At 53.0% G+C, this 20564-nt stretch carries 16 protein-coding genes and 1 pseudogene; 10 read left to right on the top strand and 7 right to left on the bottom strand.

All coding sequences use genetic code 11. From position 1 onward, the window contains the following. Positions 1-149: 149 nt before the first annotated feature. From lon to bolA, 5 genes are all read right to left on the bottom strand, one after another. Positions 150-2504 (bottom strand): endopeptidase La, encoded by a 2355-nt coding sequence (gene lon / locus FOV68_RS06260; RefSeq protein WP_010255415.1) that lies wholly within the window; start codon positions 2502-2504, stop codon positions 150-152. A gap of 186 nt (positions 2505-2690) precedes the next feature. Then, the gene (clpX, locus tag FOV68_RS06255; protein WP_010671205.1) at positions 2691-3962 is read right to left on the bottom strand and encodes an ATP-dependent protease ATP-binding subunit ClpX; all 1272 of its coding nucleotides are present in this window, start codon (positions 3960-3962) and stop codon (positions 2691-2693) included. 134 nt (positions 3963-4096) lie between these two features. After that, complete coding sequence (gene clpP, locus FOV68_RS06250; RefSeq protein ID WP_010255410.1) at positions 4097-4720, bottom strand: ATP-dependent Clp endopeptidase proteolytic subunit ClpP; 624 nt, start codon at positions 4718-4720, stop codon at positions 4097-4099. A 336-nt stretch (positions 4721-5056) separates the two neighbouring features. Then, entirely contained in the window at positions 5057-6361 is a 1305-nt protein-coding gene (tig, locus tag FOV68_RS06245; RefSeq protein WP_143990500.1) for a trigger factor, read from the bottom strand. A 292-nt stretch (positions 6362-6653) separates the two neighbouring features. Continuing rightward, on the bottom strand, positions 6654-6968 hold the full coding sequence (bolA, locus tag FOV68_RS06240; protein WP_008924895.1) for a transcriptional regulator BolA: 315 nt from the start codon (positions 6966-6968) through the stop codon (positions 6654-6656). A 286-nt stretch (positions 6969-7254) separates the two neighbouring features. On the opposite strand from bolA, the gene FOV68_RS06235 reads away from it, so the two are divergent. The 8 genes and pseudogenes from FOV68_RS06235 to FOV68_RS06200 all read left to right on the top strand — a co-directional run bounded on the left by FOV68_RS06235 (position 7255) and on the right by FOV68_RS06200 (position 16082). Continuing rightward, positions 7255-7833, top strand: coding sequence for a lipoprotein (locus tag FOV68_RS06235; protein WP_143990499.1), 579 nt, complete (start codon positions 7255-7257; stop codon positions 7831-7833). 57 nt (positions 7834-7890) lie between these two features. After that, on the top strand, positions 7891-9381 hold the full coding sequence (ampG, locus tag FOV68_RS06230; RefSeq protein ID WP_143990498.1) for a muropeptide MFS transporter AmpG: 1491 nt from the start codon (positions 7891-7893) through the stop codon (positions 9379-9381). Between the two features lie 444 nt (positions 9382-9825). Further along, the gene (gene cyoA, locus FOV68_RS06225) at positions 9826-10752 is read left to right on the top strand and encodes a cytochrome o ubiquinol oxidase subunit II (RefSeq protein WP_010255402.1); all 927 of its coding nucleotides are present in this window, start codon (positions 9826-9828) and stop codon (positions 10750-10752) included. 4 nt (positions 10753-10756) lie between these two features. After that, positions 10757-12738: pseudogene (cyoB, locus tag FOV68_RS06220) on the top strand (cytochrome o ubiquinol oxidase subunit I). Further along, the gene (locus tag FOV68_RS06215; protein WP_009091720.1) at positions 12738-13355 is read left to right on the top strand and encodes a cytochrome o ubiquinol oxidase subunit III; all 618 of its coding nucleotides are present in this window, start codon (positions 12738-12740) and stop codon (positions 13353-13355) included. The pseudogene cyoB and the gene FOV68_RS06215 overlap by 1 nt, the downstream one beginning before the upstream one ends. Beyond that, on the top strand, positions 13355-13684 hold the full coding sequence (locus FOV68_RS06210; protein ID WP_008924889.1) for a cytochrome o ubiquinol oxidase subunit IV: 330 nt from the start codon (positions 13355-13357) through the stop codon (positions 13682-13684). The genes FOV68_RS06215 and FOV68_RS06210 overlap by 1 nt, the downstream gene beginning before the upstream one ends. Positions 13685-13697: 13 nt before the next feature. After that, entirely contained in the window at positions 13698-14585 is an 888-nt protein-coding gene (gene cyoE / locus FOV68_RS06205) for a heme o synthase (RefSeq protein WP_010255394.1), read from the top strand. Positions 14586-14717: 132 nt separating this feature from the next. Further along, positions 14718-16082, top strand: coding sequence for an MFS transporter (locus tag FOV68_RS06200; RefSeq protein WP_010255391.1), 1365 nt, complete (start codon positions 14718-14720; stop codon positions 16080-16082). Positions 16083-16772: 690 nt separating this feature from the next. Here the strand turns inward: FOV68_RS06200 and FOV68_RS06190 are convergent. Continuing rightward, a complete protein-coding gene (locus tag FOV68_RS06190) occupies positions 16773-17264 on the bottom strand; it encodes a YajQ family cyclic di-GMP-binding protein (protein WP_003852530.1) in 492 nt (163 codons plus the stop codon). 135 nt (positions 17265-17399) lie between these two features. Between FOV68_RS06190 and panE the strand changes: the two genes are divergently transcribed. Together panE and yajL are read left to right on the top strand one after the other, a co-directional pair. Continuing rightward, positions 17400-18320, top strand: a complete 921-nt coding sequence (gene panE / locus FOV68_RS06185; protein WP_033756769.1) for a 2-dehydropantoate 2-reductase — start codon at positions 17400-17402, stop codon at positions 18318-18320. Next, positions 18274-18870: a protein deglycase YajL gene (gene yajL, locus FOV68_RS06180; RefSeq protein WP_031592188.1), complete on the top strand. Its 597-nt coding sequence runs from the start codon at positions 18274-18276 to the stop codon at positions 18868-18870. The genes panE and yajL overlap by 47 nt, the downstream gene beginning before the upstream one ends. Before the next feature lie 80 nt (positions 18871-18950). Here yajL and thiI read toward each other — a convergent pair whose 3' ends face one another. Further along, positions 18951-20399, bottom strand: coding sequence for a tRNA uracil 4-sulfurtransferase ThiI (thiI, locus tag FOV68_RS06175; RefSeq protein ID WP_143990496.1), 1449 nt, complete (start codon positions 20397-20399; stop codon positions 18951-18953). Positions 20400-20564 lie beyond the last annotated feature (165 nt).

The raw sequence follows: 20564 nt of genomic DNA, 5'->3' as shown, positions 1-20564 counted from the left end.
CAAGTTATATCAAGCCTGTGGAGCCGAAACAACGGAATTTCTCTGAGAACGTCGCGTCGGCAGCCACCTAAATTAACGGCACAAAAAAAAGCTGGCAAGCGCCAATTGCCTTGCCAGCTCCGCTTTTTAACGGTTTTTGCCGTTAATCACTATTTTGCTGTTACGACCTGCATACCGTATGGCGCATTTTCCAGTGCCAGATTCAGCACCTCTTCAATGCGTTTCACCGGATGGATCTCCAGATCGGCAATCACGTTCTGTGGAATCTCTTCCAGGTCGCGCTTGTTGTCGTCAGGGATCAGCACGGTTTTAATGCCACCACGGTGCGCTGCCAGCAGTTTCTCTTTCAGCCCGCCAATCGGCAGCACCTGACCACGCAGGGTGATCTCACCGGTCATCGCCACATCCGCCCGCACCGGGTTACCGGTCAGACAGGAGACCAGCGCAGTACACATGGCGATACCGGCACTTGGACCATCTTTCGGCGTAGCGCCTTCAGGGACGTGAACGTGAATATCACGTTTTTCGTAGAAGTCACCATTGATGCCCAGCTTCTCGGCACGGGCACGCACCACGGTCAGCGCAGCCTGAATCGACTCCTGCATCACTTCACCCAGAGAACCGGTGTAAGTCAGCTTGCCTTTACCCGGTACGCAGGCGGTTTCGATGGTCAGCAGATCGCCACCCACTTCCGTCCACGCCAGACCCGTTACCTGACCCACACGGTTTTCGCTGTCCGCACGACCGTAGTCGAAGCGCTGAACGCCCAGGAAATCCTTGAGGTTTTCGCCATTGATCGTGATGTGCTTTTTCGTCTTGTCCATCAGCAGCGATTTCACCGCTTTACGGCACAATTTCGACAGCTCACGCTCAAGGCTACGCACACCGGCTTCACGGGTGTAGTAACGGATAATGCCCACAATCGCGCTGTCTTCAACCGTAATTTCATTGGCTTTCAGGGCGTTGCGCTCAATCTGCTTGGTCAGCAGATGCTGCTTAGCGATGTTCAGTTTTTCATCTTCGGTGTAACCCGACAGACGAATCACTTCCATACGGTCCAGCAGCGGTGCCGGGATGTTCATTGAGTTCGATGTAGCAACGAACATCACATCGGAAAGGTCATAGTCGACTTCCAGATAGTGGTCGTTGAACGCAATATTCTGCTCAGGATCAAGCACTTCCAGCAGCGCTGAAGCCGGATCGCCGCGCATGTCAGATGACATTTTGTCGATTTCATCCAGCAGGAACAGTGGGTTTTTAACCCCGACTTTCGCCATTTTCTGGATTAATTTACCCGGCATAGAGCCGATGTAAGTACGACGGTGACCGCGGATTTCAGCTTCATCACGCACGCCACCCAGCGCCATACGCACATATTTACGTCCGGTCGCTTTGGCGATCGACTGACCAAGAGAGGTTTTACCTACCCCTGGCGGTCCGACCAGGCACAGAATCGGCCCTTTGATTTTGCTGACGCGACTCTGAACCGCAAGATACTCAAGAATACGATCCTTCACGCGCTCCAGCCCGTAATGGTCGGTATCCAGCGTCTCCTGCGCTTTACGCAGATCTTTCTTCACTTTGCTGCGCGCGTTCCACGGAACCTGAACCATCCAGTCGATATAGCCGCGAACCACAGTCGCTTCAGCGGACATCGGGGACATCATCTTCAGTTTCTGCAGCTCAGCTTCCGCTTTCTCGCGCGCTTCTTCCGGCATTTTTGCCGCATCGATTTTGCGTTTTAACGCTTCGTACTCGTCGGGCGCGTCGTCCATCTCGCCCAGCTCTTTCTGAATCGCCTTCATCTGCTCATTCAGATAGTACTCGCGCTGGCTCTTCTCCATCTGCTTCTTAACACGGTTGCGAATACGCTTCTCAACCTGCAGCAGATCGATTTCAGATTCCATCATCGCCATCAGATATTCCAGACGTTCGTTGACGTCGGACATCTCCAGCACAGACTGTTTGTCTGCCAGCTTCAGTGGCATATGTGCTGCGACGGTGTCGGCAAGGCGGGCCGCATCGTCAATGTTGTTCAGCGAGGTTAAAACCTCGGGTGGGATCTTTTTGTTGAGTTTGATGTAGCCTTCAAACTGATTGATCGCCGTACGCACCAGCACTTCCTGCTCGCGCTCTTCGATCTCTGGCGAAACCAGATATTCAGCTTGTGCCACAAAATGGTCACCGTTATCGGCCAGCGTCGTAATGTGGGCGCGCTGTAAACCTTCGACCAGGACTTTGACGGTGCCATCCGGCAGTTTCAGCATTTGTAATACTGATGCAACGGTCCCTACTGAGAAGAGATCGTTAATGCCAGGTTCATCCGTTGAAGCCTCTTTCTGTGCGACCAGCATGATTTTTTTATCATGATCCATTGCGGCTTCAAGGCACCGAATTGATTTTTCCCGGCCAACAAACAACGGAATTACCATGTGCGGATAAACCACCACGTCGCGCAGCGGCAACACGGGGATTTCAATGCGTTCAGAACGCTCAGGATTCATAGAGCTCTCTCTTTGTTTAATGTCCGCCAGGTGATGGGAACCGCATCAGGCAGGTATGCAGTTAAACCCACAGGTATCTGAGTATATGGGGATGATTGTCCGACATTCAACGTCACAGAGGCGAGAAAAGCAAAAGGGGAAACATTTTCCCCTTTTTTATTACTACAGGATGGACGATCTGTTTAATTATTCGCCAGATGCCTGGGCTTCATGCTTGCCGTAGATCAACATGGGCTCAGACTGACCTTCAATAACTGATTCATCAATCACTACTTTTTCCACGTCATCCATGGAAGGCAGGTCATACATCGTTTCCAGCAACGCGCCTTCTACAATTGAACGCAGACCACGTGCACCGGTTTTACGTGACATCGCTTTCTTAGCAATGGCGGTTAACGCCTCGTCACGGAACTCCAGCTCAACGCCTTCCAGGTTAAACAGCGCCTGGTACTGTTTGGTCAGGGCGTTCTTCGGCTCACGCAGAATCTGAATCAGCGCTTCTTCGCTCAGCTCGCTCAGTGTCGCAACAACAGGCAGACGACCGATAAACTCAGGGATCAGACCAAATTTGATCAAATCTTCTGGTTCACACTGCGCAAGCAGTTCGCCTTCGCTGGCTTTCTGCGATTTCCCTTTTACGGTCGCGCCGAAGCCGATACCGGATCCGGTTTCCACACGCTGGGCGATCACTTTATCCAGACCGGCAAATGCGCCGCCGCAGATAAACAGAATTTTAGAGGTATCAACCTGCAAAAATTCCTGCTGCGGATGCTTACGTCCACCCTGCGGAGGAACGGCAGCCACGGTGCCTTCAATCAGTTTAAGCAGTGCCTGCTGTACGCCTTCGCCTGACACGTCACGGGTAATCGACGGGTTATCAGACTTACGTGAGATCTTGTCGATTTCATCGATGTAAACGATGCCGCGCTGTGCTTTCTGTACGTCGTAGTCGCATTTCTGCAGCAGTTTCTGGATGATGTTTTCAACATCTTCACCCACGTAACCGGCTTCAGTCAGCGTGGTGGCATCAGCCATGGTGAACGGCACATCCAGCAGGCGTGCCAGCGTTTCTGCCAGCAGCGTTTTACCACTACCGGTCGGGCCAATCAGCAGAATGTTGCTTTTGCCCAGCTCGATACCATTGCTGGTATCGCCGTTGCGCAGACGCTTGTAGTGGTTGTAAACCGCAACCGCCAGCACTTTCTTCGCTCTTTCCTGACCGATGACATAATCATCGAGGTGATGGCGAATTTCATGTGGGGTTGGCAACGCACTACGTTCACGATGCGGGGCAACTTCTTTAATCTCTTCGCGAATGATGTCGTTGCACAGGTCAACACACTCATCGCAGATATACACTGACGGCCCGGCAATCAGCTTTCGCACTTCATGCTGGCTTTTGCCGCAAAAAGAGCAGTACAGCAACTTTCCTGAACCGTCTTTGCGCTTATCTGTCATCAGTTAACCTCTTCTTGTTCTCAGGCCATACCCGCGTACGGCTCAGGCCGTGCAGAGACGGCCGAAATTCATTCAACCCATAATAGTACCGTTGTCCTGTTAACTATAGACCAGGGACAACGGTAAGTCGGGTCTTATTGGCGATGCGTCAGAATTGAATCGACTAATCCATACTCTACCGCTTCATTTGCAGAGAGGAAACGGTCACGCTCGGTGTCACGCTCAATTTCTTCCAGCGTTTTACCGGTGTGCTCAGCCATCAGCTCATTCATACGCTGCTTAACTTTCAGGATTTCGCGCGCATGGATCTCAATGTCTGACGCCTGACCCTGATAACCGCCCAGCGGCTGGTGGATCATCACACGTGAGTTTGGCAGACAGAAACGTTTGCCTTTGGTGCCCGCCGTCAGCAGGAAAGCGCCCATAGAACAGGCCTGACCCATACAGATAGTGCTGACATCCGGTTTGATAAATTTCATGGTGTCGTAGATCGACATACCGGCCGTGATCACACCGCCTGGCGAGTTAATGTAGAGATAGATATCTTTTTCCGGGTTTTCAGCTTCCAGAAACAGCATCTGCGCCACAATCAGATTAGCCATGTGGTCTTCGACCTGGCCGGTCAGGAAAATGACGCGCTCTTTAAGCAGACGGGAGTAAATGTCGTAAGAACGCTCACCACGCGAAGTTTGTTCAACCACCATTGGCACCAGCGCATTGTGCGGTGCTGTATATTCACGATCGCCACTGTATGACATTACCGTCTCCTGGATAAATTTCATTGGCAACATTCTGTACCGATTCTACGTAAGACGCGCGGGAAACTCCACGCCGCGCCTTTTTCCGACACCTTCAGGACGGTTAATCAGCCAGCCTCACTCTCATTTCTGCATACTCCCTGTATCTGGGGATGCTGCACGCATGTTTCAAGCATAACAATCTTTTCCCTGTTCGCTAACCCGGAAAAAGCGATGCGTGAATAATTCGCCTGTTTATTAAACAAATAGCGGCGAAGTGTGGCTATCCGGACGCAAAACACAAAAAAGCCCGCGACTTTTCAGTCACGGGCTTAGCACAGACGGTTAAATGCGTGATCAGGCCTGAGCGGTCTGATTCATCAGATCCTGGAAGTTGGTCTCTTTCTCGGTCACTTTAGCTTTCGCCAGGACCGCTTCAACCGCTTGCTCTTCCAGCGCAACGTTGCGCATATTGTTCATCAGCTCATTATTCTTGCTGTAGAACTCGATGACTTCCTGCGGATCTTCATACGCAGAAGCCATCTCTTCGATCATGGTGCTTACGCGTGCTTCGTCAGCTTTCAGCTCGTGGGTACGAATCACTTCGCCCAGCAGCAGACCGACAACAACACGGCGTTTAGCCTGCTCTTCAAACAGTTCGCGTGGCAGTTCCAGCGCCTGCTGTTCGTTGCCACCGAAACGCTGTGCAGCCTGACGACGCAGAACGTCGATTTCGCTGTCAACCAGCGCAGCTGGCACGTCGATTTCGTTCGCTTCAACCAGACCGTCGATTGCCTGAGTTTTGATGCGATTACGGATCGCGCCTTTCAGCTCGCGATCCATGTTCTTACGCACTTCAGTACGCAGACCGGCAACTGAACCATCTTCAACGCCGAAACGTTTGATGAACTCTTCAGTCAGCTCTGGCAGTTCGCGCGTTTCAACTTTCTTCAGCACGATCTCGAACTTCGCTTCTTTCCCTTTCAGGTTTTCTGCGTGGTAATCGTCCGGGAATTTCACGTCGATAGTGAAAGTTTCGCCCGCTTTGTGACCCACAACGCCTTCTTCAAAGCCTGGGATCATGCGGCCCTGGCCCATGGCCAGAACGAAATCAGAGGCTTTGCCGCCTTCGAACTCTTCACCGTCCACAGAACCGTTGAAATCGATAGTGGCACGATCTTCCGGACCTGCAGCAGCGTCGCTTTCGATCCAGTTGGCCTGCTGCTTGCGCAGGGTGTCCAGCATGGTATCAACGTCAGCATCAGTTACTTCAACGACAGGTTTTTCGACTTCGATGTTTTCCAGGCCTTTCAGCTCAACTTCCGGATAGACTTCGAATTCAACCGCGTAGGTGAAATCCTGACCTTCTTTGTATTCGCCTGGCACGTAATTAGGTGCGCCAGCCGGATTAATTTTTTCTTTGATGATGGCGTCAACAAAGTTGCGCGTCATCAGCTCGCCCAGCACGTCCTGACGGACAGAAGCGCCGTAACGCTGTGCCACGATGTTCATCGGCACTTTGCCTTTACGGAAACCATCGATGCGAACTTTCCTGGCAACGTCAACCAGTTCTTTTTTTACAGCGCTTTCGATGCTGTCAGCAGCGACAGTAATCGTAATGCGACGGCCCAGGCCCTGAGTGGTTTCTACAGAAACTTGCATCTTGTTACCTCAAAAAATCACGTGCTCGGTCAACTTCAGACACCACACATAGTGAAATGCGCCGTATCCAACAACCGGGACGGCTTCCGTGAAGAGAACCTGATCCCTGTTACCAGAAGCGTCCCGAAGACATTCCGGAAAAATAGACGCAGCATTATAGCGGCATCGCTGGAATGAGTCGAGGATGCTAACTCACCACTTTTCAGCAGGTTTGCTGCTTTTTTGAGCCAGGGATCGCGTTTTTCGCTAAATAACAGAAAAACGGCCCGCAGGCCGTTTCAGAGAAAGGAGATCAGGCGAGTGTTCCGGCACCACGACAGTTAGGCGAAGCCAGTACGGTATCCTGCAATCCTTCCCACTCTTTCAGGGTATAAGTATGCAGGGCAAGGGCATGTACGCTGCCCGCTAACTCAGCGGCCAGTTCGCCATAAATCAGGCGATGACGCGCCAGAAAGCGCTGACCTGCAAAGCAGTCGCTGACAATAACCACTTTGAAGTGACTTTCCGATCCGGCAGGAACGTTGTGCCGGTAACTTTCGTCGTGCACTTCCAGATGAGCTGGCTGAAACGCCACACGCAGCTTTTCTTCTATTTGTTCCCGGATCATGGCTATTACTCCTCAATGGCGAGCGCAGTGCCCCATCTCATTCAATCTTAGTCGCTTTTAGTGCGCTTACCCGTCAGCCGACGCTAAATATTGCATTTTATGTCAGACCGCTTCCGGCACGCATAATAACGCAGCTGAAACGAACAGCAAACCGACCTGTCAGAGAAGGGGCTTAAAACGGTTTCAGACACAATTTCCCCGGCAACAGGGCTTTTTTCACTGCCGGGCAATGCTATGATGACCGCAGTTTTTGCAAACCAACCCCCTGACACCAACGAGAAAAAGTATGTTGAAAAAACTGTTATTCCCACTGTTGGCTGCGTTCATTTTAGCCGGCTGTGCAACCAGCGATAATACCCTGACTATCCAGCCTAAAATTCAGTTACCGCAGCAGGACCCAGGCCTGATGGGCGTGACTGTCAGCATCAACGGTGCCGATCAGCGTAAAGATCAGGCGCTGGCAAAAGTAAACCGCGATGGTCAGTTAGTGACCTTAACGTCATCGCGCGACCTGCGTTTCCTGCTGCAGGAAGTGCTGGAGAAGCAGATGACAGCACGCGGCTATATGATTGGTCCTAATGGCGCGGTCGATCTGCAGATTGTGGTGAACAACCTCTATGCCGACGTCACTCAGGGCAATGTGCGCTACAGCATCACCACCAAAGCGGACATCTCTATTATCGCAACAGCGAAAAACGGCAACAAACAGGTTAAAAACTACCGCCAGACTTACAGCGTAGAAGGCGCGTTCAACGCCAATAACCAGAAGATTACCAACGCGGTGAACGCCACTATGAGCGATGTGATCGCAGATATGGCTCAGGACACCAGCGTCAACGACTTCATCAAGCAGAACGCCCATTAATTCAGTCTCTCCTCTGCCCTGCCTTGCGCAGGGCTTTTTGTTATCTGCAGGATCCGCATGAACCACTATCTTCGCCTCTTCAGCCAGAAAAACGCCGCCGTATTGCTGCTTCTAGGTTTTGCTTCCGGGCTGCCGCTGGCCCTGACATCGGGCACGTTGCAGGCGTGGATGACGGTGGAAAATGTCGACCTGAAAACCATCGGCTTCTTTTCGCTGGTCGGCCAGGCCTATGTCTTTAAGTTTCTCTGGTCACCGATGATGGACCGCTATACGCCGCCGTTTCTGGGCCGGCGTCGCGGCTGGTTACTGGTCAGTCAGCTGGCGCTGGTTGGCGGGATAATCGCGATGGGATTTCTGCAACCGGGACGCGATCTTACCCTGATGGCCGCGCTGGCCGTGCTGATTGCCTTCTGCTCCGCCTCACAGGACATCGTTTTTGACGCATGGAAAACGGACATCCTGCCGCCTGAAGAGCGTGGCAGCGGCGCGGCGATTACCGTGCTGGGTTATCGACTGGCGATGCTGATTTCCGGCGGGCTGGCGTTGTGGCTGGCTGACCGCTATCTCGGCTGGCAGGCAACCTACTGGCTGATGGCGCTGATGATGGTGCCGGGCATTATCGCCACGCTGGTGGCGAGCGAGCCAGATACCCGTATCTCCACACCCCATTCACTGCGTCAGGCGGTGGTCGATCCGCTAAAAGATTTCTTTCAGCGCAACAACGCCTGGCTGCTGATTACCCTGATTATTCTTTACAAGCTGGGCGATGCATTCGCCGCCTCGCTGACCACCACCTTTTTGATTCGCGGCGTGGGCTTCAACGCCGGTGACGTTGGTCTGGTCAACAAGACGCTGGGTCTGCTGGCGACCATTATCGGCGCGCTCTATGGCGGCGTACTGATGCAGCGTCTGAGCCTGTTCCGGGCGCTAATGATTTTCGGTCTGCTGCAGGCTGTCTCAAACTTTGGTTACTGGCTGCTGGCGGTGACCGACAAACAGTTGTGGAGCATGGCCAGCGCGGTCTTTGTTGAAAATCTCTGTGGCGGCATGGGCACCGCGGCCTTTGTGGCGCTGTTAATGACGCTGTGCAATAAGTCGTTTTCCGCTACCCAGTTCGCCCTGTTGTCGGCGCTCTCAGCGGTTGGTCGGGTCTATGTCGGCCCGGCGGCTGGCTGGCTGGTGGAACTCTGGGGCTGGCCGACCTTTTATGCTTTCACGGTGATGGCGGGTCTGCCAGGCCTGGTGCTGCTGGCTTTCTGCCGACAAACATTGAATCAGGTCGAGCAAAGTGGCAATTTTCTGACACGTAGCTACTATCCTCAAGGCTATCGCTGGACTAATCGTCTGTTTGCAGCCGGATGCGGCGTGCTGACACTCTGGCTGGTGGCTCTGGCACTGAATGCGTTGGGCGTGACGGCGCTGACGCCGCTGCTTACCCGCCTGTTTGAGCTGGGTATGACACTCTCCCTGCTGGCGGTGCTTTCGGGGGTGTTGCTGGACTATCGGGCGCTGAAGAGAACCCCTGCGTTGCCTGCATCAGATGCTTAAGGGAAATCGATAGGTTTACGGGCTGCGGCTTATTTTATGACACCCCGATAAGTCGCCGCCATTTATCATCGCGTGTTATTTTTTAAAAATAACAATATGACCTGAGGAGGCGTAACGGAAATACTAAAAACCGGTGAGCAATTACTTTAGTTAAATTTCATCGCGCAAATGATGCAGACTTGTTAAATATTTGGGAGTTAAAAGTAAGGGTTATTCCTTTCCCTGATTTTTTTACGGTTACTTCCATTGGTTTTTGTTATATTGATGCCAACTGCTTGTCTGCGTTAATTATTTGTCACCTGGCGCAACATCTGTGACACCCTTAGCAAAAGGTGTCAACACGTATCTGACACATCCTTAAGCTGGTTTACACTGCATAAACCTTCCCGTAAAATGCGCGCACACTTAAACGACAATAGAGCCCTTTGTCATTGAGGTCGTTAAATGAGACTCAGTAAATACAATAAAAGTTTGGGGATTTTGTCATTAATTGCAGGCACTTTATTAATGAGTGGCTGCGATAGTGCATTGTTAAATCCCAAAGGACAGATTGCACTGGAGCAACGTTCGCTGATACTGACTGCCTTTGGCCTGATGTTGATCGTCGTCATCCCCGCAGTCCTGATGGCCGTGGTGTTTGCCTGGAAATATCGGGCGTCCAACACGAATGCGAAGTACAGCCCTAACTGGTCACACTCTAACAAAGTGGAAGCCGTGGTCTGGACCATTCCGATCCTGATCATTCTCTTCCTCAGCGTGCTGACCTGGAAATCAACCCACGCACTGGAGCCCAGCAAACCGCTGCAATCTGATGTGAAACCGGTTGAGATCGATGTGGTTGCACTGGACTGGAAATGGTTGTTCATTTACCCGGAACAGGGTATTGCGACCGTGAACCAGATTGCCTTCCCGGCAAATACTCCGGTGAACTTCAAAATCACGTCTAACTCCGTCATGAACTCTTTCTTCATCCCAACGCTCGGCAGCCAGATTTATGCGATGGCTGGTATGCAGACCAAGCTGCATCTGATTGCAAATGAGCCGGGAATTTTCGACGGTATCTCTGCGAACTTCAGTGGTCGTGGTTTCTCTGGCATGAAGTTTAAAGCCATTGCAACCAAAGACGATGCGGAATTCCAGCAGTGGGTGGCTAAAGTCAAAGCAGCCCCTAACACGCTGAACACTATGGATGATTTCGAGAAAGTGGCTGTGCCAAGCGAAAATCACCCGGTGGAATATTTCTCTTCAGCTGATCCGAAACTGTTCATGCAAGTCATCGACAAGTTCAAGATGAGCCACGGGAAAATGGACATGCCAAAACATGAAGGTATGGACATGAGTCACGCCGCTTCCGCGGGAGCCGAGGAATAATACGATGTTCGGAAAATTAACACTTGATGCAGTGCCGTACCATGAGCCGATTATCATGGTTACGGTTGCCGCTATCCTGATAGGTGGTGCAGCGCTGGTTGCTGCGCTCACCTATTTTGGTAAGTGGAAATATCTGTGGTCTGAATGGCTGACGTCAGTCGACCACAAACGCCTGGGTATCATGTACATCATCATGGCGTTCGTCATGCTGATTCGTGGTTTCGCTGATGCCATTATGATGCGTACCCAGCAGGTTATGGCTTCGGCCGGTGAAGCGGGCATTCTGCCACCGCACCACTACGACCAGATCTTTACCGCGCATGGCGTGATTATGATCTTCTTCGTGGCGATGCCGTTCGTGGTTGGCCTGATGAACATCGCGGTTCCGTTGCAGATTGGTGCACGTGACGTTGCGTTCCCGTTCCTGAACAACCTGAGCTTCTGGTTTACTGCGGTCGGTGTGATCCTGGTTAACCTGTCTCTGGGTGTGGGCGAGTTCGCACAGACCGGCTGGCTGGCTTATCCGCCGCTTTCCGGCGCGGAGTACAGTCCCGGGGTCGGGGTCGATTACTGGATCTGGAGCCTTCAGCTTTCAGGTATTGGTACGACCTTAACCGGTATTAACTTCTTCGTGACCATCCTGAAGATGCGTGCACCGGGCATGAGCCTGTTCAAAATGCCGGTATTTACCTGGACCGCGCTGTGCACCAACGTCCTGATCATCGCTGCGTTCCCGGTTCTGACCGTGACCCTGGCGCTGTTGACCCTTGATCGTTATCTCGGCTTCCATTTCTTCACCAATGAAATGGGCGGGAACATGATGATGTACGTCAACCTGATCTGGGTCTGGGGCCATCCGGAAGTGTATATCCTGGTACTGCCGGTGTTTGGTGTGTTCGCAGAAATTACCGCGACCTTCTCCAAAAAACGTCTGTTTGGTTATACCTCACTGGTATGGGCGACCATCGCCATTACCGTGCTGTCGTTTATCGTCTGGTTGCACCACTTCTTCACTATGGGTGCAGGTGCCAACGTTAACGCCTTCTTCGGTATCATGACGATGATCATCGCGATTCCGACCGGGGTTAAAATCTTTAACTGGCTGTTCACCATGTATCAGGGCCGCATTCAGATGCACTCTGCCATGCTGTGGACCGTTGGCTTCCTGGTAACCTTCTCTGTAGGGGGTATGACCGGCGTACTGCTGGCCGTTCCGGGTGCTGACTTTATTCTGCACAACAGCCTGTTCCTGATTGCACACTTCCATAACGTTATCATCGGTGGTGTGGTGTTCGGTTGTATGGCGGGCGTGACCTACTGGTTCCCGAAAGCATTTGGCTTCACCCTGAACGAAACCTGGGGCAAGCGCGCATTCTGGTTCTGGATCATTGGCTTCTTCGTTGCCTTTATGCCGCTGTACGCACTGGGCTTCATGGGTATGACACGTCGTCTGAGCCAGGATATCGATCCACAGTTCCACACCTTACTGGTGGTAGCTGCGGGCGGTGCTGGTCTGATTGCGCTGGGTATTCTGTGTCAGCTGACCATGTTCTACGTCTCGGTACGTGACCGCGATCAGAACCGTGATGTGACGGGGGACCCATGGGGCGGTCGTACGCTGGAGTGGGCAACCTCTTCACCACCACCGTTCTATAACTTTGCTGTCATCCCGCATGTGCATGAGCGTGACGCTTTCTGGGAAATGAAAGAGAAAGGCGAAGCGTACAAACAGCCGGAATCTTATGAAGAGATTCATATGCCGAAAAACAGCGGTGCCGCAATTATCATCTGCGCATTTGCAACGGTAATGGGTTTCGCGCTGATCTGGCATATCTGGTGGCTGGCGGGTGTTTCATTCCTCGGCATGATCGTTTCCTGGATCGTGAAGAGCTTCGACGAAGACGTGGATTACTACGTTCCGGTTGCCGAAGTTCAGAAGATTGAGAACAGCACTTTGACGAAATCAGCAAAGCAGGTCTGAAATAATGTCAACTGAAACTCTGATTAAACATCACCACGACGCCCATGCGGAGCATGGGCATCACGATGCAGGAGCCAATAAAGTCTTTGGCTTCTGGATCTACCTGATGAGTGACTGCATTATCTTCGCAACCCTGTTTGCGACCTATGCTGTCATGGTCAACAACACTGCCGGTGGCCCGGCAGGTAAAGATATCTTTGAGCTGCCGTTTGTTCTGGTAGAAACCGCCCTGCTGCTGTTGAGTTCGATCACTTACGGCATGGCTGTTATCTCCATGAACAAGGAGCAAAAAGGTGCCGTTATCGGCTGGCTGGCGCTGACCTTCCTGTTCGGTCTGGGCTTCATCGGAATGGAAATCTATGAATTCCATCATCTGATTGCTGAAGGCTTTGGTCCGGATCGCAGTGGCTTCCTGTCTGGCTTCTTTACGCTGGTCGGTACCCACGGTCTGCACGTGACCTCAGGTCTGATCTGGATGCTGGTTCTGATGTTCCAGATTTCCAAACGTGGCCTGAACGCGACTAACCGCACCCGTATCATGTGTCTGAGCCTGTTCTGGCACTTCCTGGACGTGGTCTGGATTTGCGTCTTCACCGTTGTTTACCTGATGGGAGCCATGTAATGAGTCATTCTGTTAACGAACATGGCGCTTCACACGGTAGCGTGAAGTCCTACATGATCGGCTTCATCCTCTCTATCATCCTGACGGCGATCCCGTTCTGGATGGTAATGGATGGCAGTGCATCTCACGGTACTATCCTTGGTGTTGTTCTGGTATGTGCGGTAATTCAGGTGCTGGTTCACCTGGTCTACTTCCTGCACTTAGACAGCAAATCTGAGGGTGGCTGGAACATGGTAGCCATTGTCTTCTCGGCCATCATCATCCTGATTGTCGTAGTAGGCTCACTGTGGATCATGTGGAACCTCAACTACAACATGATGCCTCACTAAAGAGTCACGCGTAATGTTTAAGCAATACCTGCAAGTTACAAAACCAGGAATTATTTTCGGGAATTTAATTTCTGTGATCGGCGGATTTCTGTTGGCTTCCAAAGGCAACACGGATTACGCCCTGTTTCTCATCACCCTGGTGGGCGTGTCACTGGTGGTTGCATCCGGTTGTGTGTTTAACAACGTGATCGACCGCGACATTGACATCAAGATGGAGAGAACCAGGAATCGGGTGCTGGTAAAAGGCCTCATCTCCGCGAAAGTAAGCCTGGTTTATGCCACTGTGCTGGGTATTGCTGGCTTTGCGTTGCTCTACTTCGGTGCTAATCCGCTGGCCATGTGGCTGGCGGTGATGGGCTTCGTGGTGTACGTGGGCATCTACAGTCTCTACATGAAGCGTAATTCCGTTTACGGTACGCTGATTGGCAGTCTGTCGGGTGCTGCGCCGCCGGTTATCGGCTACTGCGCGGTCTCTAACCAGTTTGATGCTGGCGCACTAATCCTGCTGGCGATCTTTAGCCTGTGGCAGATGCCGCACTCGTACGCGATTGCCATCTTCCGCTTTAAAGATTACCAGGCAGCGAACATCCCGGTTCTGCCGGTGGTGAAAGGCATTTCCGTGGCTAAAAATCATATTACGCTCTATATCCTGGCGTTTATGATTGCCACGCTGATGCTGACGCTGGGAGGCTACGCGGGCTACAAATATCTGGTGGTGGCTGCTGCGGTCAGCGTCTGGTGGCTGGGCATGGCGTTATCGGGTTATAAAACCGCTGATGACCGTGTCTGGGCACGTAAACTGTTTGTCTTCTCTATCGTGACCATCACCGCACTGAGCGTGATGATGTCGGTGGATTCGATGGCTCCGGCCTCGAAGGACCTGCTGACTTACGTCTGGTAACCGGCACCGATACAGCATGAAAAGGGCGCGATTTTCGCGCCCTTTCTTTTTGTTACCACTGCTTAAAAACTATTGTTTTACCCGCCCTGCCCCGCCCCCTAGAATGAATGCAGCACATTAACAGAGGTTGGAATGAACGATAATAAAATGACTCCGGTGGAGCTGCGCGCCACATGGGGCCTCGGTACGGTCTTTTCCCTGCGCATGCTGGGAATGTTTATGGTCCTGCCGGTACTGACCACTTATGGCATGGCATTACAGGGCGCGAGTGAAACCTTAATTGGCCTGGCAATCGGCATTTATGGCCTTGCCCAGGCGATATTTCAGATTCCTTTTGGTCTGCTCTCCGATCGCATCGGGCGTAAGCCGCTGATCGTTGGCGGACTGTTGCTGTTTGTCCTGGGCAGTATTATTGCTGCCTGCACCGACTCCATCTGGGGCATTATTCTGGGCCGTGCCCTTCAGGGCTCAGGCGCGATTGCCGCTGCCGTGATGGCGCTGTTATCCGATTTAACCCGTGAGCAGAACCGCACCAAAGCGATGGCGTTTATCGGCATCAGTTTTGGCGTTACCTTCGCGATCGCCATGGTGGTCGGCCCGATTGTTACTCACGCTCTGGGCCTGCATGCGCTGTTCTGGATGATTGCGATTCTGGCGTCGCTGGGTATCGTGATCACCCTGCTGGTGGTGCCATCGGCCTCCCATCATGTCCTGAACCGTGAATCAGGGATGGTTAAAGGCAGCTTCCGCAAAGTGCTGGCTAACCCACGTCTGGTGAAGCTCAATATCGGTATTTTCTGCCTGCACGTCCTGCTGATGTCGAGCTTTGTCGCGTTGCCGGGGCAGTTTGAACAGGCAGGCTTCCCGGCTCCCGAACACTGGAAAGTCTATCTCTCCACCATGCTGATCGCTTTTGCTGGCGTAGTACCCTTCATCATTTATGCCGAAGTGAAGCGCCGCATGAAGCGTGTCTTTGTCGGCTGCGTCGGGATGATTGTCATTGCCGAGATCGTATTGTGGGGCGCGGAAGGACATTTCTGGACGCTGGTAGTGGGTGTTCAGCTCTTCTTCTTCGCCTTTAACCTGATGGAAGCGATTCTGCCTTCGCTGATCAGTAAAGAGTCGCCCGCAGGCTACAAAGGCACGGCGATGGGGATCTACTCCACCAGCCAGTTCCTGGGCGTGGCCGTTGGCGGCAGCATGGGTGGCTGGGTATTTGGTCATTTTGATGCGCAGACCGTATTCCTGGTTGGCGCGATGGTGGCCGCAGCCTGGCTGTTTGTCAGCATGACAATGCAGGAACCGCCTTATGTCAGCAGCCTGCGCATCGTGCTGAGTGATGCCGCACTGGCCGTGCCGAATCTGGAGCAGCGCCTGAAAGCGCAGCCGGGCGTTAACTCCGTGTTTATCGTGCCCGAAGAGAAAAGCGCCTACATCAAAATTGATAGCAAGGTTACCAGCCGCCCTGAGCTGGAAGCTCTGCTGGGTAGTTGTTAGCTTAAAAAGTTCAGTGATAACGTCAGCTCGTTTCGCTTCAGGATCGAGTTGGCTCAGGGAGCACGGTCAGATCGGAAAGTCGCAAAAGCCGCCATCCATGGCACGCTCGGCCCGCGCCGTCCCTGGCGCGGGACGCTTTCCTCCTCTGACCGTGCCCCCTGCGCCCCTGAGCTTTTGAGTTGCTGCTAAGTTCCCCCCGAATTTGATTTTGTGCTTAATCTTAAACCCGGCACAAGTCTTCTTACAGACAACTCATAAATTCAAAGCGATGGGAGCCTGTGCCTGTAGCAAAGCATCGCGGGACAGGGACAAAAACGCCGGGAGCGTTTTTGAACAACGCAACGCGTTGGCCCGGCTACGGGCGCACCTCAGGGATGAGGTGCGTAATCGCCCGCGCTGAGCCGCCATGGATGGCGCTTTTGCGTCTTTGCGAAAGGCACAGACTCCCTGAGCCAGGCCGCGATCTTACAGACGCCCTACAGCTCACAGCTCACAACCCGCTCCAGACGTTTGACTTGTTCAAAGAGATGCAAGCCAGTGCACGTTCCCACAGAAGTCCCAAACCACGCCTTAATTCAGACGGCTCACAAATTTGAATCGAAGCAGGGCTGCTCCTGCCAGATAACAAAAAACCCGGCCTTAGCCGGGTTTTTATCACTGCATTCATGCTGAAATTCAGCCGGCCCCCGCTTAATCGCGGAAGTTTTTAAACTGGAATGGCTGCCCCAGATTGCTGCCGCGCACGATTGCCATCGCACCCTGCAAATCATCACGCGCTTTGCCGGTTACACGCAATGCTTCACCCTGAATCTGGGTCTGCACTTTCAGCTTGCTGTCTTTGATCAGCTTCACCAGCTTCTTCGCCACGTCGCTTTCAATGCCTTTTTTCAGTTTGGCATCGACCGCCCAACTTTTGCCGCTGTGCTCAATCTCTTCCGGCACCTCTAAAGCACCGCCTTCAATCCCGCGCTTCAGTAACTTCTCACGCAAAATATCCACCAGCTGCTTAACCTGAAAATCGGACTCGCTGGTAATTTTGATGGTTTCATTCTTTTCGTTGAGCTCAAACTCGGCGCTCACGTTGCGGAAATCGAAGCGGGTAGACACTTCACGGTTGGCATTTTCCACCGCATTGCGAATTTCCTGCAGATCGACTTCTGAAACGATATCGAAAGATGGCATCTCTTCTTCTCCTGACGCTAAAGTGACATGCATAATACGCGTCTTAAGGTGCTAAATAAAATCAGGCTGCACACAACGCTATAATGAAAGTGTGACAGTAAATAATAGATGGATAGCCCGCCAGCGGGAGGCAGCATGAAAATTACCGTGTTAGGTTGCGGTGCTCTGGGTCAGATCTGGATGACAACCCTTGCCCGCCAGGGACATGAGGTGCAGGGATGGTTGCGGGTGCCGCAGCCCTACTGTTCAGCTAATGTGATTGATCCACAGGGTAACATTTCGAACCGCACGTTTATCGCCAACGATCCGCTGTTTCTGGCAGAAAGCCAGCTGCTGCTGGTCACGCTCAAAGCCCCGCAGGTCTCGCCCGCGGTGAAAAACCTGGAAAGCGTGCTGCCAGAAAACTGCCCGGTGCTGCTGCTGCACAACGGCATGGGGACGCTGGAAGAGCTGAAAGGGCTGACTCAGCCGCTGCTGCGTGGGGTAACAACCCATGCGGCGATGCGCGACGGCACCGTTATCAAACACATAGCCAGTGGCATCACCCACATCGGCCCCGGTAACCGCAAAAGCGCCGCTTACAGCGATCTCGCCGATATCCTGCATCATGCCCTGCCTGACGTAGCCTGGCATGACAACATCCGGGCGGCCTGCTGGCGCAAGCTGGCAGTGAACTGCATCATCAATCCGCTTAGCGTGGAGTATGAGTGCCAGAACGGTGCCCTGCGCGCGTATCCGGAGCAGATCGCGCAACTGTGCGAAGAGATCAGCTGGGTCATGGAGCGCGAAGGTCAGAACGTTGCCAGCGAAAGCCTGCAGGACATCATCTTCGACGTGATTGAAAGCACCGCAGCCAACACCTCTTCAATGCTGCAGGACATACGCGCCCAGCGCCTCACCGAAATCGACTATATCAGCGGCTTTCTGCTGCGCCGCGCCCGGACGCACGGCCTGGTGCTGACGGAGAATACCCGTCTGTATGACATTGTAAAACGCAAGGAGTCCCATTATGACCGCGAACGCATCAGTGCTGGTTTGCCTGGCACATGGCAGTGAAGAAACCGAAGCTGTCACTACCATCGACCTGCTGGTTCGGGCCGGGCTGAACGTTGTCACCGCCAGCGTCGAAAGCGACGGCAACCGGGAGATCGTCTGCTCACGCGGAGTTCGTCTGCTGGCTGACGTGACGCTGGTCGAAGTCGCCGACAATGATTTCGCCGCCATCGTCCTGCCCGGCGGCCTGAAAGGCGCCGAAACCTTCCGTGACAGTCCGCTGTTAGTCGAAACGGTACGCCAGTTTCACCTCAATGAAAGGATCGTCGCCGCTATCTGCGCCGCGGCAGGCACAGTATTGATCCCCCACGATCTCTTCCCGGTCGGCAATATGACCGGCTTTCCCGGCTTAAAAGAGACCATTCCGTCAGACAAGTGGATGGAGCGGCGTGTGGTCTGGGATCCACGCGTCAATCTGCTGACCAGCCAGGGGCCTGGCACGGCAATGGATTTTGCGCTGAAGCTGATCGATCTGCTGGCAGGAAAAGAGATGGCGCGCGAGGTTGCCGCACAGCTGGTGCTGGCTCCCGGCATTTATGACTATCAGGCGTAAACACGCTGAGTTAAAACGATCTGTGTTAAGCAATGCAGCCAATCAGACCTGAACAGGCGCTGACTGGCTCTGAGGCGTCACTACGGGCGGTAGACTTTCACGTTTTTAAAGCCCTGCTCATGCAGATAGAGTGCCTGCAGACGGCTCATCACACCACGATCGCAGTAGAGCAACCAGGTCCGGTTCTGATCGAGATCGCCAAACTGCGTACTGAGTTTGTAGAACGGCAGCGATTTCACTTCCGTGGCTTTCAGTGCCAGAGGCTTCTCTTCCTGCTCATCAATAGAGCGGATATCCAGCACCACGTCGTTCTCGCTCAGCAGGGCGACGGTCTCAACTTCAACCACCTCTTCTTCTGTCTGCTCAGCGATGGTACGGATATCGACGTTGGTCGCCTCTTCAATGACCCGATCCAGAATCGTGAAGTCGAAATTCTGCTCTTCAGCCTCGATCTTCTCTTTCACCGCTTTCACGGTCGGGCTTTTTGAGATGACACCGCAATATTCCGGCATGGTGCTGGCGAAATCTTCGGTGCCAATCTCACGGGCAATCCTGATGATGTGCTCTTTGTCATGAGAGATCAGCGGACGCAGAATTAGCGTATCAGAGGCGTTATCAATCAGGCGCAGGTTGGTCAGCGTCTGGCTCGACACCTGACCCACCGCTTCACCGGTAACCAGCGCCTGCACGCCGTAGCGCTCAGCAATCGTCGAGGCGGCACGCACCATCATGCGCTTCAGCACCACGCCCATCTGACCGTCATCCACTTTTTCGAGGATCTCACCCACTACCGGCTCAAAATTGATCGCCACGAACCGCACGCGGTGTGAACGACCAAAACGATTCCACAGATAGTGCGCAACCTGACGGACGCCAATCTCATGGGCGGCACCGCCAAGATTAAAGAAGCAGTAATGTACGCGGCTGCCGCGTCGCAGCAGCATATAGCTGGAGACGCCGGAGTCAAAGCCACCGGAAATCAGCGACAGCACATCTTCCTGCGTGCCGATCGGGAAACCGCCCAGACCTTCGTAGCGCGCAGTCACCAGCGTCAGACGATTCTCTTCTACTTCAAGATTCACTGTAACGTCAGGGTTTTTAAGCTGCACGCGGGCGCTTTCAATATGCTGATTCAGACCACCGCCAACATAGCGCTCCACATCCTGTGAACTGAAGCTATGCTTACCACGACGTTTAACACGCACGCAGAAGCTCTTCCCTTCAAGGCTGTCGCGATACTGCGCTAAAGTCTGTTCAAAGATGTGATGAATATCGGTGTACTCACGATCTTCAACCGCTAAAACGTGATGAATTCCCGGAATGCGCGTCAGCTCATCGGGAATAATGTCCCGCAGCGCCGGATTTTTCGAACGCACTTCAATGTGATCCCAGTGACGCACAACGGCGATTTCATCGCTAACGGTTTTCAGGACGTTGCGGATATTGCTGGCAAGAATCTTGATAAAGCGCAAACGCACCGACGGACTCTTGATGGTGATTTCAGGAAATAACTTGATGATAAACTTCATGGCGGCGACACAGCTTCGTTGGGCAAATAAGTGCTAAAACAGGCAGCACTTAGCTGGTAAAATCACAAAATTGCGGGCTGCAAGGCGCAACCGCATCCGAGGCGCGGAAGTATATCACCTTTGTCAGGTGACTGCTTCTTCATCAGCCGCCGCATTGATTATTTT

Origin of the sequence: Pantoea sp. paga, from assembly GCF_007558755.1 — a bacterium.
In the GTDB taxonomy this organism is placed as follows: domain Bacteria; phylum Pseudomonadota; class Gammaproteobacteria; order Enterobacterales; family Enterobacteriaceae; genus Pantoea; species Pantoea agglomerans.
Note: the sequence above shows the minus strand (reverse complement) of the source record. Positions and strands in the feature narration are given on the sequence as shown.